Origin of the sequence: Cognatitamlana onchidii, assembly GCF_004804355.1 — a bacterium.
Classification (GTDB): Bacteria; Bacteroidota; Bacteroidia; order Flavobacteriales; family Flavobacteriaceae; genus Cognatitamlana; species Cognatitamlana onchidii.
The window spans coordinates 400,409-416,556 of the sequence record NZ_SRWZ01000002.1; the positions used below are offsets into that span (position 1 = coordinate 400,409).

At 35.9% G+C, this 16,148-nt stretch carries 13 protein-coding genes; 4 read left to right on the forward strand and 9 right to left on the reverse strand.

The window, feature by feature from the left end:
- Nucleotides 1-35 precede the first annotated feature (35 nt).
- The 3 genes from E5D58_RS05225 to E5D58_RS05235 all read left to right on the forward strand — a co-directional run bounded on the left by E5D58_RS05225 (nt 36) and on the right by E5D58_RS05235 (nt 4,189).
- Entirely contained in the window at nt 36-1,625 is a 1,590-nt protein-coding gene (locus E5D58_RS05225; RefSeq protein WP_136480787.1) for a sulfatase, read from the forward strand.
- 9 nt (nt 1,626-1,634) lie between these two features.
- Nucleotides 1,635-2,402, forward strand: a complete 768-nt coding sequence (locus E5D58_RS05230; RefSeq protein ID WP_136480788.1) for a 3-keto-disaccharide hydrolase — start codon at nt 1,635-1,637, stop codon at nt 2,400-2,402.
- A 101-nt stretch (nt 2,403-2,503) separates the two neighbouring features.
- Entirely contained in the window at nt 2,504-4,189 is a 1,686-nt protein-coding gene (locus tag E5D58_RS05235; RefSeq protein ID WP_235835847.1) for a GH39 family glycosyl hydrolase, read from the forward strand.
- A 123-nt stretch (nt 4,190-4,312) separates the two neighbouring features.
- On the opposite strand, the gene E5D58_RS05240 is transcribed toward E5D58_RS05235, so the two are convergent.
- The 3 genes from E5D58_RS05240 to E5D58_RS05250 all read right to left on the reverse strand — a co-directional run bounded on the left by E5D58_RS05240 (nt 4,313) and on the right by E5D58_RS05250 (nt 10,463).
- Nucleotides 4,313-7,801: a 4Fe-4S binding protein gene (locus tag E5D58_RS05240; RefSeq protein ID WP_136480790.1), complete on the reverse strand. Its 3,489-nt coding sequence runs from the start codon at nt 7,799-7,801 to the stop codon at nt 4,313-4,315.
- Between the two features lie 77 nt (nt 7,802-7,878).
- Nucleotides 7,879-8,433, reverse strand: a complete 555-nt coding sequence (locus E5D58_RS05245; protein WP_136480791.1) for an OsmC family protein — start codon at nt 8,431-8,433, stop codon at nt 7,879-7,881.
- Between the two features lie 185 nt (nt 8,434-8,618).
- Nucleotides 8,619-10,463, reverse strand: coding sequence for a sigma 54-interacting transcriptional regulator (locus E5D58_RS05250; protein ID WP_136480792.1), 1,845 nt, complete (start codon nt 10,461-10,463; stop codon nt 8,619-8,621).
- A 155-nt stretch (nt 10,464-10,618) separates the two neighbouring features.
- On the opposite strand from E5D58_RS05250, the gene E5D58_RS05255 reads away from it, so the two are divergent.
- Complete coding sequence (locus E5D58_RS05255; protein ID WP_136480793.1) at nt 10,619-10,957, forward strand: DUF4870 domain-containing protein; 339 nt, start codon at nt 10,619-10,621, stop codon at nt 10,955-10,957.
- Nucleotides 10,958-11,083: 126 nt separating this feature from the next.
- Here E5D58_RS05255 and dnaN read toward each other — a convergent pair whose 3' ends face one another.
- From dnaN to E5D58_RS05285, 6 genes are all read right to left on the reverse strand, one after another.
- Nucleotides 11,084-12,202 carry a DNA polymerase III subunit beta gene (dnaN, locus tag E5D58_RS05260; protein ID WP_136480794.1) on the reverse strand — a complete coding sequence of 373 codons (1,119 nt, stop codon included), beginning with the start codon at nt 12,200-12,202 and terminating at the stop codon, nt 11,084-11,086.
- Between the two features lie 176 nt (nt 12,203-12,378).
- The gene (gene gldG, locus E5D58_RS05265) at nt 12,379-14,046 is read right to left on the reverse strand and encodes a gliding motility-associated ABC transporter substrate-binding protein GldG (protein WP_136480795.1); all 1,668 of its coding nucleotides are present in this window, start codon (nt 14,044-14,046) and stop codon (nt 12,379-12,381) included.
- On the reverse strand, nt 14,039-14,524 hold the full coding sequence (locus E5D58_RS05270; protein ID WP_136480796.1) for a hypothetical protein: 486 nt from the start codon (nt 14,522-14,524) through the stop codon (nt 14,039-14,041). The genes gldG and E5D58_RS05270 overlap by 8 nt, the downstream gene beginning before the upstream one ends.
- Nucleotides 14,521-15,240: a gliding motility-associated ABC transporter permease subunit GldF gene (gldF, locus tag E5D58_RS05275; protein WP_136480797.1), complete on the reverse strand. Its 720-nt coding sequence runs from the start codon at nt 15,238-15,240 to the stop codon at nt 14,521-14,523. The genes E5D58_RS05270 and gldF overlap by 4 nt, the downstream gene beginning before the upstream one ends.
- Nucleotides 15,241-15,292: 52 nt before the next feature.
- Nucleotides 15,293-15,838 (reverse strand): isochorismatase family protein, encoded by a 546-nt coding sequence (locus E5D58_RS05280; protein WP_205660298.1) that lies wholly within the window; start codon nt 15,836-15,838, stop codon nt 15,293-15,295.
- Nucleotides 15,831-16,139 carry a putative quinol monooxygenase gene (locus tag E5D58_RS05285; RefSeq protein ID WP_136480799.1) on the reverse strand — a complete coding sequence of 103 codons (309 nt, stop codon included), beginning with the start codon at nt 16,137-16,139 and terminating at the stop codon, nt 15,831-15,833. Before E5D58_RS05285 ends, E5D58_RS05280 begins: the two co-directional genes overlap by 8 nt.
- Nucleotides 16,140-16,148 lie beyond the last annotated feature (9 nt).

The following is a 16,148-nucleotide window of genomic DNA, read 5'->3' on the forward strand; positions in this document are numbered from 1 at the left end:
AGAACAATTCAGGATAGTTAAAAACAGAATTATTGATGTATACACTAAGAGCTTTTGCTTGGGTTTTAATAGCACTATTTGTCTCAGGATGTCATAAAAAAGACAAATTATTAAAGGAAAATAAGAATCCGAACATTGTATTTATACTAGTAGACGATTTAGGTTATCATGACCTAAGCGTTACAGGTAGCACATTTTATGAAACTCCAAATATAGATAAGTTAGCAACGGAAGGGGTTATGTTTTCCAATGGATACGCGGCCAGTAGAGTTTGTAGTCCCTCGAGGGCAAGTATTATGACAGGTAAGTTTACGGCGCGTCATGGTATTACCGATTGGATTGGGGCAAAAGCTGGAACGGATTGGCGTAAAAGAAACCGGCATGATAAAATGTTGCCAGCTAATTATGTTATGCAGTTACCAAAGGAAGATATAACCCTTGCCGAGGCGTTTAAAGCACAAGGCTATAAAACTTTTTTTGCTGGTAAATGGCATTTGGGAGATAAAGGATCTTATCCAGAAGACCACGGTTTTGATATCAATAAAGGCGGTTTTCATCGTGGAGGACCAGCCGGAGGCTTTTTCGGACCATTTAATAATCCTATGTTGAAGGATGAGAAAGCTGGTGAAAATCTAACCATGCGCTTGGCAAATGAAACGGCAGATTTTATAGGTAAACATAAGGATTCTACATTTTTCGCATTTTTATCTTTCTATGCCGTGCATGCTCCCTTGCAAACTACACAAGATAAATGGGCGAAGTACCGAGATAAAGCCGATAGCATAGGAATCTCAGAATCAGGGTATAAAATGGAGCGCGTACTTCCTGTTCGTCAAGTACAAGATAATCCCGTTTATGGTGGTTTGGTAGAAACCATGGATGATGCTGTAGGTGTCGTTTTAAAAGCTTTAAAGGATAATGGTGTAGACAAAAATACCATTGTTGTGTTTACCTCAGATAATGGTGGTGTAGCTTCTGGAGATCATTATGCTACGAGTAATTTGCCGTTAAGAGGTGGTAAAGGTTACCAGTGGGAAGGCGGAATAAAAGAGCCCTTTTTTATTAAAGTACCTTGGTTAAATACTATAAAATCCTCGGAATTACCAGTGGTTAGCACCGATTTGTATCCTACATTATTAGATTTAGCAAACCTACCTTTAATAGAAAATCAACATAAAGATGGTATCAGTTTAAAGCCAGTACTAGAAGGTAAAGCTTTTAGTAATAGTAGACCATTGTTTTGGCATTACCCACATTATGGTAATCAAGGCGGTGAGCCATCTTCAATCATACAAAAAGAGGGTTGGAAACTCATTCATTACTGGGAAGATGGGCGAGAAGAATTGTTTAAGCTCCCGTCGTCTGAACAAGATAATGAGAATGTAATATCTCAAAACACATCCAAAGCCAAAGCACTTAGTGATGAGCTGATGCAATGGCTAAAAGAAGTAAATGCGGTATATCCAACTAAGGATAAGGAGTTTAATTTGGAGAAACGTAAACAGTATTTACAAAATATGATAAATAAAAAACTACCAAACCTAGAGATTCAAAGAGAGGCCATGTTGTCTCCAGATTTTAAACCTAATAAGGATTGGTGGGGGAGTCAAGTAACAATCGATTAATAGTTAAAAATGAAAGGTGTATATAGTTCTTGTTTAAGTGTAGTATTGCTTTGTCTCTTGATTTCATGTGGAAATAAATCAGAAAAGAAGAATAATAAGGGTGATTTTATTTCCATATTTAATGGACAAAATCTAGATGGATGGGAAGGAGATCCAACATACTGGCGTGTTGAAGATGGTATTTTAACAGGGGAGGTCACTCCAGAAACTATACTAAAGCGAAATTCGTTTATTATCTACAAAAAAGAACAGCCTGAAAATTTTGAGTTAAAACTAGAATACAGGATTACGGAGTCTGGAAATAGTGGGATCAATTATAGAAGTGAAATTATGGAAGGGCTGCCTTTTGCTTTAAGGGGATATCAATGTGATATAGATGGGAAAAACAAGTATACAGGACAGAATTACGAAGAGAAAAAGCGAACCACATTGGCCTATATGGGGGAAACCGTGACTATTCCGAAAATGCCGGATAGTATACCTAAAACCAACATTCGTAAAAATGTAAAAAAGAATTGTTGGCAAACAAGGCTAGTGAGCGATACCTTAGGTACTAAGGAACAATTAAAATCTCATATTAAATCTGATGAATGGAATCTGGTCCATATTAAAGTTGTCGGAAATAGGATGCAACATTTTGTAAATGGCGTTTTAATGAGTGAAGTCACGGATTTAGATACCATTAATAAGACTTTAAAAGGCTTTATAGGTGTTCAAGTTCACGTTGGACCACCTATGAAGGTAGCTTACAAAAATATTCTTTTAAAACATTTGTAATTTTTTTAAGAGTTTTATCAGCACACTTCAAGATACTTTTTTAAAGATTATAAAGTAATTTTGCGGCAAAACTATTAAGTTTAGTTGCTATGATTTTAAAAATGACTAAACATTGCTTATTTGTAGCAATGTTTTTTACAATTCTTATCGTTACTTATAATTGTGCAAACCCTAATGAAGTAGAGCTAGAAATTATAGAAAGCCCTGAGCCAGAGGAGCCGGAAACACCCGAAGGTCCGGAAGATCCTGCAGGAATAGATGAAAGCACGCTCGATCCCAACACAATTGCTACCATAAATACGGGGGCTGTGGTGGGGCAGTTTCATAATTTTTGGTCAACACGTCCAATGATTAATCAAACAAGGTTTAGTGCTTCTGGTTTTAGGAATTCAATTCTCTCCATAAAGGATTACGTGAAAAGCTACAACCTGGTAAGAACCATGGGAGGTAGAACAGATAACCTTAACATGTTTTATAAGGGGGTAGATGCCTCTGGAAAGATTGTTACAGATTTTAGTGATTTGCTTACTAACATGCGCGACTTCATGAGTACGGGTTTTAAACCGAGAATAGTTTTGAGTAAGGTTCCTTGGGAGATGGTTGCCAATAAAGTAGTTAATACTTATGGAAATACCAGTCCTCCAGATAATTACGACCATTGGAGGCAGTATGTGAATGCGTTTTTAACTACTTTGGTGGATGAATTTGGTATGAATGAAGTAAAGACTTGGCGATTTAGAGTAAGTACGGAACCTAATTATACCCCTAATCACTGGAATGGGACAATGCAAGAGTATTTTAAGCATTACGATATTACAGTAGATGAGGTGCTAAAAGTTATACCTGACGCTATTGTAGGTCCAGGAAATATGCTGACAGAATCTAGTGCTGCAAAATTTACTACAGAACTGATTGATCATTGTGCTAATGGCGTTAATTATGCCACTGGTGAAACTGGGACGAAAATGGATTTTTTCTCAATTTCCTATTATGAAAAAATAGATCAAAATACCTTTGCTTTACCTGAAAAAATAGAACCATACAGAAATAAATTAAATAGTATTCCTAAATTCTCTGCTATTCCTTTAGATATTCAAGAGTTTGGAATACTTAGAGATGAAAACCGAGTAAGAGGATTAAGTTTATCGGATGCTACCGAGCTTGGAGCAAGCTGGTATGCTACTGTGGCAGATAAGGTTTTTGAGTATAATATTTCTGAAGTCTATGATTGGGGGCAAGAGATTGAATCAAGCGATTTGCCTCAAGGTAGAAAGAATGTAATGCGCATGCTACAAAAGATGGAAGGAGGCAGTAGAATAGACGTTATGGATAATTTTAGTGGATACACAGGCGTAATTCCTGTGATAAAGGGTGATATTATTTATGTGCTGGTTTATAACCACAATACATCCAGAACAAGTACAAACAAGCGTACTGTTTATCCTAAACTAACAGGTGGGGTAATTTCAGGGGGCGATAAATGGAACATGAAGGAATGGACGGTTGATAAAAATCACAGTGTTATGATGCACGAATTATATAAGGATGTTAGGAATGCAGGTGTCAATGAAAAATCAAATGGACGCATTTATGGTAACCGTCCTTCTGACAGATTTGATAATGACTGGAAAAATGTGCTAAATTCGAATATGTCTAAGTATGAAAATTTAGCAAAACTGCAGCAAACAGTAACAGATTCCGTTGTTGTAAAACGGGATGGTAGCTTAATTTTAAAAGTAGATTTAGAGCCTCACAGCGTGAAATTAATAGAATTAATGCCTAAGTAGTATAAAGCGCACCAAAAGAAAAAGGCTATAAGGCAAATATTAATGAGTGATTAATAAAAGAGGTTACGATTCTGATTTTTTGAGAACTTGTAAAACATTAGGGGGATGGCTATATTTATTGAATTACTTTTTGTTATAAGATAATTGTTGCCTGATTTTTTTCTGTTGAAGGAGTTGAGATCTGTTCACTTTACCAGGTTCTAAAGACTTAGATAAGTAGCTATCAAAACGTAGGTCAACCTGTTTTTGAACCGTTTTTATATGGTTTCTCAAAGTGATTTCACATCCATTCAAAAGTTTTGAAAAGCGTTTTTCTAGCCGTAAATAGGCTTCTATTTTAATGGAGGGTATATCGGAATCTAAGATAAATGGGTTAAGTCCTTTTTTACACCGTTCAGGATTGTTTCTGTATAAAACCCATTGTCCCGAATTTACCGCGGCCTTATGATATTTCTGTGGGTGTTTCATATCTATACCATGGGATTCACTTTGGCTATAAGCAACGATAAGTGAAGGGCCGTTAAAGCTTTCAGCCTCATTAAAAGCTCTTAATGTTTGTTCTTGATCTGCTCCGATAGCTACAGAAGCTACGTAAACATTAGTATAGGTCATAGCTAACTTACCTAAATCTTTTTTTTGTTTTTGTTTTCCAGCAAAGGCAAATTTGGCTTGGGCACCAAAAGGTGTCGCTTTAGAGGCTTGTGCTCCAGTATTATCATAAACTTCATTGTCTAACACTAAAATATTTACATTTTCTCCCGATGCTAAAACATGGTCTATGCCACCATATCCAATATCATAGGCCCAACCATCACCTCCAACAATCCAAACACTTTGTTTAATAAGACTGTCAGCTGAGTTTAATAATAATCTAGCTTCTATAGTGTTTATGGACTTTAGTTTGGATTTTAACAGCGCTACGTTTTGCCGTTGTTTTATTATCTCGACTTCGTTTAGCTGCTTATTGTTTAAGATGTTAGTGACCAAATGCAGTGGTAACTGGTTTGATAATTTGTTAAGCAGTGTTTTCGACTGTTTTTCGTTTTGATTTAACGACATTCTAAAACCTAGTCCAAATTCGGCATTATCTTCAAATAACGAATTTGACCAAGCCGGACCTTGGCCTAAGGTGTTTTGAGCCCATGGGGTTGTTGGCAGAGCACCCCCAAATATAGAACTAGCACCCGTGGCGTTAGCAATTAAAAGTCTATCTCCAAAAAGTTGAGATAATAATTTTAAGTAAGGCGCTTCCCCACACCCTTCAACACCAGTTGAATATTTAAACAATGGTTCTTGCAATTGTTGTTCGCTTATTATACTAGGATTTATTTGAGACCGGTCAAACTCTGGAATGCTTTCAAAGAAATTCCAGTGGTACGTGTCATCTTTTAGGTTGTTACACGTATTAGTTTTACTCAAAGCATTAGATGGGCAAGCTTCTATACAGTGGTTGCAACTATTACATTGGTCGGGATGAATATCGATGGTATAATTTAAAAGGTTAAAGTCTTTAGATTTTGTATGTTTAAAACCAACAGGAGCGTTCGTTAAGTAGTTATCATCGTATGCTTTAATCCTCAATGCGCCTTGAGGGCAAGCCATACTACAGGCCCCACATTGCGTACATTGATCGGTATCCCATTTAGGTAAAAAAGCACCTTTTTGTGATGGATTATACATCGAGGTATTGGTTGGGTAGGTACCATCTACGGGTAATAGACTCACAGGTATATTATCACCGCTATGTTCTAGCAATTGTCCTAAGAGGGTGTCTTTAAAAGCTGATTTGTAAGTTGTTGTAGTAGGTTGTTTTGTTGTTGGGCTAGTCGTATCTACCTGATAAATATAATCTTTTAAATTATGAAAGGTATTGTTAATGAAGCCTGATTGCAATGCTAAAAAACAAGCATGAAAATGAGATATGGATGTTGGGTTTTGTTCATGGTTCATGTTTAACTCATCTGTATTTACAACATGAAGGCTCACATTTTTTGCAATAATATCAAGTTGTTCTTGTAAAGCTAAAGATTGCCAAAATGCTTTGGATGTTTGCGATGTATTAACCAAAATGATACCATGGGCTTTAATTTTGTTTATTATGGGTTTAAATGATTTGAAGTGCGCATGTTGACAACCTATAAAGTTGGCTTGGTCAATTAAATATGGTGCTTGAATTGGTGATGGACCATAACGCAAATGCGCTATGTTATAAGAATTGGATTTTTTATAGTCGCATTGTGTGTATCCTTGAACGTAATTAGGGGTTTTATTTCCTATAAATTTTAGCGTATTAAAAAGACTTTCAGAGCTCCTTTTATGTTTACTTTGGTAAAAGATAGCTTGGTAATTAGGGTGTTTTAGTTCTACGTTTTTAGAATAATCTAGACTTAGGTTTTTAACATCGTCAATTATACCAACCGTAAAGTTTGGTTTTGGTCGATTCTGTTTTAGGTTATTATAAATCGCTTTAACCATCGCAGGGGTAAACTCTTTAGAGGACAACCCGTATCTGCCGCCGATAATTTTTGGGAATTGCTCAAGTTGATTGTTTTGAAAAGCCTTAGAAACAGATTGTAGTACATCCAGGTACAAGGGGTCCCCGCTGGCACCAGGTTCTTTTGTTCTATCTAATACAGCAATGCTTTTAATCTGTTTTGGTAGTGCTTCAATGAGGTGTTTTGTACTAAAAGGTCTAAAAAGTCTAACTTTTATAAGGCCATATTTTTCACCCTGTTTATTAAGCTGCGCTATCGTGGTTTCTATCGTTTCGGTAGAAGAAGCCATGGTGATAACCAGATATTCTGCTTCTGGGTGACCAACGTAATCAAAAAGCTTATAAGTACGTCCAGTAAGCGTTTTAAAAAGGTCCATATGTTTTTGAACCAAATTAGGACACCGATCATAATGTGGGTTTATAGCCTCTCTGCTTTGAAAGAATACATCGGGTCCTTGAGACGTACCTCGTATTACTGGAGCGTTTGGGGTTAAGGCTCGTGCTTTATGTGTTTTTATATCGTTTTGATTGATTAAGGCGTTGATAACCTTATCGCTAATAGTTTCTATTTTGTTGATTTCATGGGAGGTTCTAAAACCATCAAAGAAATGAATGAAAGGTATTTGAGAGGCTAAAGAAGAGGCTTGAGCAATTAAAGCAAAGTCTTGAGCTTCTTGAACAGACGCACTACTAAGTATGGCATATCCAGATTGTCGCACAGCCATAACATCACTATGGTCGCCAAATACGGATAGGGCATGGGTTGCAAGGCTTCTTGTGGCAACATGAATAACGTTGGGAGTTAATTCTCCGGCAATTTTATACAAATTAGGAAGCATTAATAATAAGCCTTGCGAAGCGGTAAAAGTGCTTGAAAGTGCTCCTGTTTGTAGGGCACCGTGCATAGCTCCAGCTACACCAGACTCACTCTGCATCTGAAAAACAGAAGGTGTTTGTTCAAAGGCGTTAGGTTTATTTTCTGCACACCATTGTTCAACAAGTTCACTCATATCTGAGGCTGGAGTGATAGGATATATTGGAAACACCTCATTTGTTTTATAAGCAATTTTAGCAACTGCTTGGTTAGCTGTTAATATGCTGTATTTTGATGTTTTCATGGTGAGGTGTGTTTTTAATGATAGTTTACTAGAAAAAAAGACTGCTCATTTTTAAGAGCAGTCTTTTTAAAAGAATTTTACTCTTTAACTATTTCTATAGAAACAGGAGTAGGGTTTGAAATCATATCAAAAACAGGAGAGAACTTGGCTAAGGTTTCTAATTGTTCTGCAGAAGCATCCGATTTTACCTTTAGTTTGAAGGTGATACCGTCAAAACCAGGTCTTATTTCAGGATCTAAGCCTAAAAAACCTTGTAAGTCTGCGTTGCCTTCTAAGGTTGAAGAGGCGCCTTCAATATCAATACCATTTGCAGCTGCATGATAGGTCATAGCCGCTGTTAAACAAGAACCTAAAGCATGTAAAACTACTTCAGGAGGTGTAGGAGCTGTATCATTTCCTAATAGTACGCTTGGGTGGTCACATTCCATAGTGAAGGTTTCTTGGCGCGACTCATCTTCAGAACCAACACCATAAAATTCTTTGATGCTAGAAACACAGTGCCCACCGTTTATCCAGTTGTTTTTTGATCTGAATTGGAATTTTGCTAATTCAGGGTTTTGTTGTACCGCCTCAATAGTCTCAACTAATTGGTCTACGTTTACGCCGTTTTTTACATTTGCTGTTGTAATCATGTTTTCTAAATTTTAATTTGATTAATAATTGATTTTTTAAATGTTTGGTTTGTTTTATGCTATTGCTATGCCAAACTATTTAAAAAATTGATAATCAGCTGTTTAAGTAAAATATAGAAGGAATATGTTATTACGTATATTCGTATATTAACGATATTTCGTGAATTATTTAACGATATTTCGTTTTAAATAGGTCGCTCTATGTTCATGGCTTTAATTTTTGAAGCCAAAGTAGTGGGAGGTAATTGTAAAAGGGCCGCAGCGCCATTTGGACCAGAGACTTTCCATTTTGTATGCCTCAAGGCTTTTAGGATATTGTCTTTTTCTAAGGCTAAAAGTTCTTTGGATGTTAAGATGCGATCTGGTGATGGTTCAATACTTGGTTTTACTGCAAGTGTTTCATTCGGAATAATGGCCTGCCAATTAATATGTCCGTTGTTCGAAACAATTACCGCACGCTCAATCAGGTTCTGAAGTTCTCTTACATTGCCTGGCCAATTATAAGAGTCTAATAAGGCTTTGTCTGCATCTGTAAGAGGTAGATTGGGTTTATTAAGTTTTTTTGAAAACTGTTCAATCATGTCTTGCGCAATTAAAAACAAATCCTCACCTCTATCACGAAGTGCGGGAACTTCAATAGGAAATACGTTAAGTCTGTAATACAAATCTTCACGGAATTTACCTGTCTTGGAAAACTCAAATAAATCGCGGTGCGTGGCCGCGATAATTCTAACATCTACTTTAATCGTTTCAGAGCTTCCAACTGGGTCAAATTCGCCTTCCTGTATAATACGCAATAGTTTAGGTTGTAATTCTAAGGGCATTTCACCAATTTCATCCAAAAAAATAGTACCCTTATCTGCAAGGAGAAATCGGCCTTTTCTACTTGTGGTAGCTCCTGTAAAGGCCCCCTTTTCATGACCAAACAATTCGCTTTCTATAAGATTTGCAGGAATAGCACCGCAGTTTATGCGTATTAAGGGTTTATCATTTCTTAGGCTCTCCCTATGAATCGCTCTTGCCACCAGTTCTTTTCCTGTACCAGTTTCTCCATGTATTAAAACGGTGGCATCTGTTTTGGCCACCTGATGTATAAGATTTAGAGCATCTTGCATTTTTTTGTCTTTCGCAATGATGCCATAACTACTGGTAAGTTCTTTAATTTCTTCTTCTAAATATTCCGTTTGTTTTGTTAAGAGATTAATTTGGTTTTCCGCAATAATTCGGTCGTCAATACGTCTTAAGATTAATGTGTAAAAGGTTTCCGAGTTGGAACCATAGGTGCTTATGGTGCCTTCATTTAAAGATTCTCCGTTATTGGACCCTATAATTTTAACTGTGTTGGGAATATATTTATTAAAGGCTTGGTCACTGCGATTATTGGTTACTAGATCTTCTATTAATTGAGCGCTTTCTTCATCAAAAAAGAAAAGGACATTACGTTGTATAGTGTCTTCATTTTCCAGTAAATTATTGGCAGCAGTGTTTGTTAAAACAATTTTAAACTGATTATCAAACATGATAATGGCGTCCATGGCACCATTAATGAGTCCGCTCATTTTGGAGTTAGCAAGTTCCATGGCTTTTTTAGAACTTGCAAGTTGCTCCTGGATGGTATCCAATTCTCTATGACGCTTTATCATGACGGCTAATATTCCTTGGGAAAATCCGCTATCACTTGCCATTAAATCAAGAAAGTGTTGGCGCTCAATTTTTAGAACCAGAGTTTTTTCAAGTGCGGTAATGGACGCCGATCGTGTTTCATTGTCAATTAAAGCGTATTCACCAAAACAATCTCCAGAACTTAAGGTATCATAAACATGCGCATTGTCATGAACTTTTACCGAACCACTTACTATGGCATACATGGAGTCTCCTAAATCATTTTTTTTAAAAACAACTTCATTTTTAATATAACTTTCTTCTTGGGTGTTAACAATGAGTTTTTTAAGTGAAGGCTTGGAGACCTCAGAGAAAAAAGGAATTTCCGAAAGGAAATCAATATAATTATTAGGTGACAAATGGTCCATAGAACACGTATAGATTATATAAAGATATTAATTCTTTGTAAGATACCATATGAGCATATTAATAAAGACTTTTACCATAAATAAAATCATTAAGACATGTAACATTTTTGATTTATGAGCGTCATATATTTGTAAATCAATCAAAAACCATCATCATGAGACAAGACAATCAACTTATCGTTATTACCCATTTGAGCCAGTTAATTACCTTAGTTATTGGTTTCGGTAGTTTAATATTACCATTGGTACTATGGTTAACGCAAAAAGATAAAGTATACGAAATGGATACCCATGGTAAGAATATTGTAAATTTTCAATTAAGCCTTATTGTATATTGTATAATTTGCGTACCTCTAATCCTATTATTTGGCTTAGGCTTATTAGGATTTGCCGTTTTAGGTATTATTGCTATTATCTTTCCTATTATAAATGCCATAAGAGCAAGTAGAGGCGAGGCCACATCATATCCTTTATCTTTTAATTTTATTAGTTAGTATTATTTCAAAAGATAAATTGAAACACCCACTTTTTGGTGGGTGTTTTTTTATTACGTGGATAAATAAAAAAAGCAGTAACCTTAAAGATTACTGCTCTTTATCTTGAAATATATTTTCTAATAATTAGTTGTTTAACATAACGGGCATAACCAGCATGGTTACTTGTTCACCTTCATCAAGACCATCTATAGGGGTTAAAATACCTGCTCTATTGGGCATACTCATTTCTAATTGAACATCGTCAGAGCTCAAGTTGTTTAGCATTTCCGTTAAAAAACGTGAGTTAAATCCAATTTGCATATCGTCTCCTTGGTAATCGCAGGTTAAGCGTTCTTCTGCTTTATTGCTATAATCGACATCTTCAGCCGATATATTCAATTCGGCACCAGCTATTTTTAATCGTATTTGGTGCGTCGTTTTGTTAGAGAAAATACTAACGCGACGTACAGAATTTAAAAACTGATTTCTACCTATCACTAATTTATTTGGATTTTCTTTAGGTATTACTGCCTCATAATTAGGATACTTACCGTCTATTAAACGACAAATTAACTCTGAATTTTCAAAAGTAAACTTAGCATTACTTTCGTTGTATTCAATAGTAACGTCATCTTCGCTAGCCGCCAAAATACCTTTTAAAAGATTTAAAGGTTTTTTAGGCATAATAAATTCAGCTACCTGATTCGCTTTAATATCGGCTCTTGAATATTTTACTAGTTTGTGTGCATCGGTAGCCACAAAGGTTAATCCTTCGGTAGAAAACTGGAAGAATACGCCGCTCATAACGGGGCGTAAATCATCATTACCTGCGGCAAAAATAGTTTTGCTTATGGCCGTTGCTAAAACATCACCAGTTACTACCGTTTTACTTGGGTCTTCTAAGGCTACAGCTTTCGGGAACTCTTTACCATCGGCATAGGCCAAAGCATATTTACCATGATTCGAGCTAATTTCAACCGTATTATTATCTTCAACAACAAAGGTTAAGGGTTGTTCAGGAAACGTCTTTAAAGTATCTAAAAGTAAACGAGCGGGTATAGCTACACTACCTTCTGTATCACTTTCTACATCTAAAGTAGAAGCCATGGTGGTTTCTAAATCGCTCGCAGAAACGGTCAGTTGACTTTGGTTTAATTCAAATAAAAAGTTATCTAAAATAGGTAAGGTGTTCGAACTGTTAATAACACCACCCAAAACTTGTAATTGCTTTAATAAGTATGTACTTGATACAATAAATTTCATGTGCTGAATTATATTTTTTAGAGATCACATGTCACATTTATGGTAATGAACTAAGGGTGCTTTACCTGCTTAGTTATAAATGTTCCATCTAAGTTTGGATTAGTTTAATAAATGTTATTCTGTTACCTACAAATATATTCTATACGGTCAATATTTGGAAACAAACTTATTAACATTTAGGCTGCGTATTTTTTCTTTCTCAAGTAGTTAAATACAAAACCAAAAACACCTAGTAATGCCAATGGTAGCAGTATGTTTACGAGTTGCCATGTGGTTTTTTCTTGGGTTATTTTTTGCTGATTTAAGAAGGCAACGGCCAATTCCTTCGACCGAATGTTTATAAGTCCATTATCGTCCAATAAATAATTAACGGCATTCAGTAAAAATTCTTTATTCCCATAGGTTTGTCCCGTCCATCTATCGAAACCAAGTTCTTGAGGGGCATTTCTAATAACATCATTTTTAATAACGTTCCCATCGGCAATCACAATCATTTTGGTAGGTTCACTTTTCTCTAAACCATTTTTTACTTTAAAAGGTTTTATACGTTGGCTGTAAGCCGAACTAAACTCTCCCTCCAAAAGAACCGCTAAATTTTGGTTCCCTTTATTAAAATCTTGCGGGTTTTGCTCTTTGGTAACCACCTCTAAACTTACTTCTCTTGGTGTGCCTTCTAACTTGCTTAATGGTGCCGATTGCAATAAAATAGTCTTCTTAATATTGTTTTTAAGCGTGTCAATTTGATTTGCAAAATCGAACTTAACAATATTTAAATTATTTACAATAGGGTGGTTACTAATCGATCCTGCTAATGGTGAATAGGGCCACCTTAAATGCTGGAATTGCGATTGGCTGCCTTCGCCCATAGCCAATGTAATAGGAGCAGAGTACAAGGTGCTTACCATAACAGGATTAATACGCAAACCGTATTTAAAAAAGAAATCGGTTAGGTTTAAATCTCTAGGGATAGCCACGTTTAAGCCTCGATCATTATAAAGGCTATCTTTTTCTATAGCTATGGCATCTATAAGCCACAGGCTTTTACCACCGTTCATGGTATATTGATCTAAAACCAGCTTTTCTGTTTCTGTAAAGGGCTCTGTAGGTTTTGCCGAAATAATTAAATCGAACTTATTCAGGTCGTTTAGTGTTTTTTGTGCATTAGAAGCTACGCTATCAAGTGTGAATGGGGCGATATAATAATATTCACCCAATTTTTTTGCAAAGTCTGCTATATACTTGTCTTCAAGTTGGTTGTTGCCTTTTAAAATAGCTACTTTTCTGCGCTTAGGATGGATAAGTTTACTAAAACCATCAGCAAAAGCATACTCTAAATGTTGTACAGAATTACTAACCAATTCTTGCTGGTTAGCACCTATTTTATTTTTTACTAGCGGAATTGTTACCGTTTGCTCGTTATAACTAGCTAAGGCCCAAGGGAAAATAATGGCTTTTGAAGATTTTCCACTTTCGGTAACCTGCATTTGCATGGGGGTTAATCCGCGCTGTGTAAGTTGTTGAATGTTGTCCTCTTTGGTTGCTTCATCCCCTAAAGGGTTGATAAAATTATAAATAATATGGTTATTTTCGGCAGCAAACTCATCAAGCAACTGGGTAGTTTCTTTTTGAAGCCGTCTAAATTCAGAAGGAAAATCGGCACCTTCTAAAAACACATCAACCACAATGGGAGAATCAACATCTTTTATAATATTTAGTGCCGATTCGCTAAGGGTATAGCGTTTATCGGCAGTTAAATCAAAACGTTGGTATAGTTTACTGCTAATAAAGTTAACAGCTATTAAAACTATAATAAGTAGGCTTATGTGTTTAAATGTTTTATTCAAAAGTCTTTTCTAGTTGATAGGTTTTTAATGCGGCTACTTTATTGTTTTTAAACTGTAGTTCGATGCACTCTTGCATATTATTTAAGGCACCAGGTTTAAACCCAAGATTGTAATTCCACTTTTCAGGAGAATTGGCTTTAAGGCTGTCGTCCCATCCATACCATTCCGCTTTTCCTAGGAGGGGTTGTACTTCATCTTTGGTTTTACCAATAAATATACTGTCCTTTACAATGGTATGCATCATTTCAAAACGTAGTTCGGGTTTGTCTTCCCAGGCTTTGGCATTAAAACGTTTTTCATGATGATAACTACTAAATATATTTAAAATGGGGTAAAACACATAAAAGTAAGCAATGGGGGTAAGGGCTAAACTAACCAAAAGTGTTAGCCATTTTCTCTTATCTATAGTTCTTACAAACAACCATACTAAGATAAAAACGATGCTAATCAATATAATAAATGTGGGGGTTAAGATCATTTATTTTGAGGGTTCAAATTTAATTTAGTTAACCATAAAAACGATATTGTAATACTTATGAAGTAGACTATATCTCTAGTGTCTATAACGCCACGTCCCATACTTTTAAAATGAGCACTCATGCCTAATTGTTCAATAAAATTACTAGAGGCAAAATCAGCCAGCCCTTCAAAACCAATATAAAACACAAAGCATATAAAAACGGCACTAATAAAAGCCACAATTTGATTATCTGATAATGTGGAGGCAAACACTCCAATAGCCGTATAGGCGGCCACCAAAAATAGGAGTCCGAAATAAGATCCCCAGGTGCTACCCATGTCTATATTTCCCACCGGGTCTCCCAATTGATACACCGTGAATACATAAAGCAATGTTGGTACTAAGGCAATTATAATTAAAGCAAAGGCTCCAAAATACTTGCCTAAAACAATATGAAATTGCGATATCGGTTTCGTTAATAAAAGTTCTAGGGTACCTTGTTTTTTTTCGTCCGAAAAACTGCGCATGGTTACTGCTGGTATCAGGAAAATAAGAATCCAAGGCGCCAGTAAAAAGAAGGCCGATAGATCGGCAAACCCATAATCTAAAATATTAAATTCGCCTTTAAAAAGCCATAGGAATAACCCGTTTAAAACTAAGAAAATAGCAATAACTAAATAGCCAATAGGAGATGCAAAAAACGTGTTTATTTCTTTTTTTAAAATGGCAAGCATTTAGTTGTTCTTTGAGTTTGGGCTAAAGGTAAAATTTTTATCCTTAATATTTTTATAAAGATGCCACGATGCTTTCAAAATCTTTCACTTTTATTTCACCTTTTGTGGGAATCATGTTTTGCCAAACCCAGTTGTAGTGTCTTATTACCTGTTTGGCACTTAAATGAGGTCTATCTCCTGTAGTATGGCCATTGGCCACCACCGTAATATCATAATCTTTTGCTATAGCCGATTGAATTGTGGCCGCTACACAAAAATCTGTAGCACAGCCCGTAATGACCAATGCATCGACATTAAGGCTATCTAAGGTCGCTTTAAGCTTAGATTTATAGAATACATCGTTCGCGTATTTATCTATTCTGTAAGCATCACCGGGTACGTCTAGTGTGTCGAGTAACTCCCAGGCTTCCGTATGAGGTAAAAAGTTGTTATCTCTAGTGCCATCATGCTGAATATAAATAACGGGGAGTCCTTTCCTGTTAAAAAGGTGCGCAAGTTTATTCATTCTACTTACCACACCAGCCGTATCATAGCGTGGTGTTTTTGGTGTAAAAGACCCTTTCTGCATATCAATCACTAAAAGTGCTTTTTTAGCCATAATCCTTGCCTAAAGAGGTTATTTTATCCACACTCCAAGCTTCGGGAGGTCTATTAAATAAGGGTTTGGTTTGGCCCCACACACCTTTAAACAATTTAGAATGCCGGTAGGCTTCTAAATCGTCTTCAGATTCCCAATAGCTATAAGTGAAAAATATAGTTGGGTTGGTTTTATCTCTATATAACTCCAAAAATTGACACCCTTTAAAGCCTCTTATGGCCAATTTATTATCCTTAAAATGATTTAAGAAGGTTTCAATGTACTCCTCATGAAATCCCATTTTAACGATTCTAACAAACATAAAAGTAGT

What these genes read in the sequence shown, in the direction of transcription:
- E5D58_RS05235 (WP_235835847.1), top strand. Translation starts at nt 2,504, where the DNA reads ATGACTAAACATTGCTTATTTGTAGCAATGTTTTTTACAATTCTTATC.
- E5D58_RS05270 (WP_136480796.1), bottom strand. Translation starts at nt 14,524, where the DNA reads ATGATCTTAACCCCCACATTTATTATATTGATTAGCATCGTTTTTATC.
- gldF (WP_136480797.1), bottom strand. Translation starts at nt 15,240, where the DNA reads ATGCTTGCCATTTTAAAAAAAGAAATAAACACGTTTTTTGCATCTCCT.
- E5D58_RS05245 (WP_136480791.1), bottom strand. Translation starts at nt 8,433, where the DNA reads ATGATTACAACAGCAAATGTAAAAAACGGCGTAAACGTAGACCAATTA.
- E5D58_RS05225 (WP_136480787.1), top strand. Translation starts at nt 36, where the DNA reads ATGTATACACTAAGAGCTTTTGCTTGGGTTTTAATAGCACTATTTGTC.
- E5D58_RS05250 (WP_136480792.1), bottom strand. Translation starts at nt 10,463, where the DNA reads ATGGACCATTTGTCACCTAATAATTATATTGATTTCCTTTCGGAAATT.
- E5D58_RS05255 (WP_136480793.1), top strand. Translation starts at nt 10,619, where the DNA reads ATGAGACAAGACAATCAACTTATCGTTATTACCCATTTGAGCCAGTTA.
- E5D58_RS05240 (WP_136480790.1), bottom strand. Translation starts at nt 7,801, where the DNA reads ATGAAAACATCAAAATACAGCATATTAACAGCTAACCAAGCAGTTGCT.
- E5D58_RS05280 (WP_205660298.1), bottom strand. Translation starts at nt 15,838, where the DNA reads ATGGCTAAAAAAGCACTTTTAGTGATTGATATGCAGAAAGGGTCTTTT.
- dnaN (WP_136480794.1), bottom strand. Translation starts at nt 12,202, where the DNA reads ATGAAATTTATTGTATCAAGTACATACTTATTAAAGCAATTACAAGTT.
- E5D58_RS05285 (WP_136480799.1), bottom strand. Translation starts at nt 16,139, where the DNA reads ATGTTTGTTAGAATCGTTAAAATGGGATTTCATGAGGAGTACATTGAA.
- E5D58_RS05230 (WP_136480788.1), top strand. Translation starts at nt 1,635, where the DNA reads ATGAAAGGTGTATATAGTTCTTGTTTAAGTGTAGTATTGCTTTGTCTC.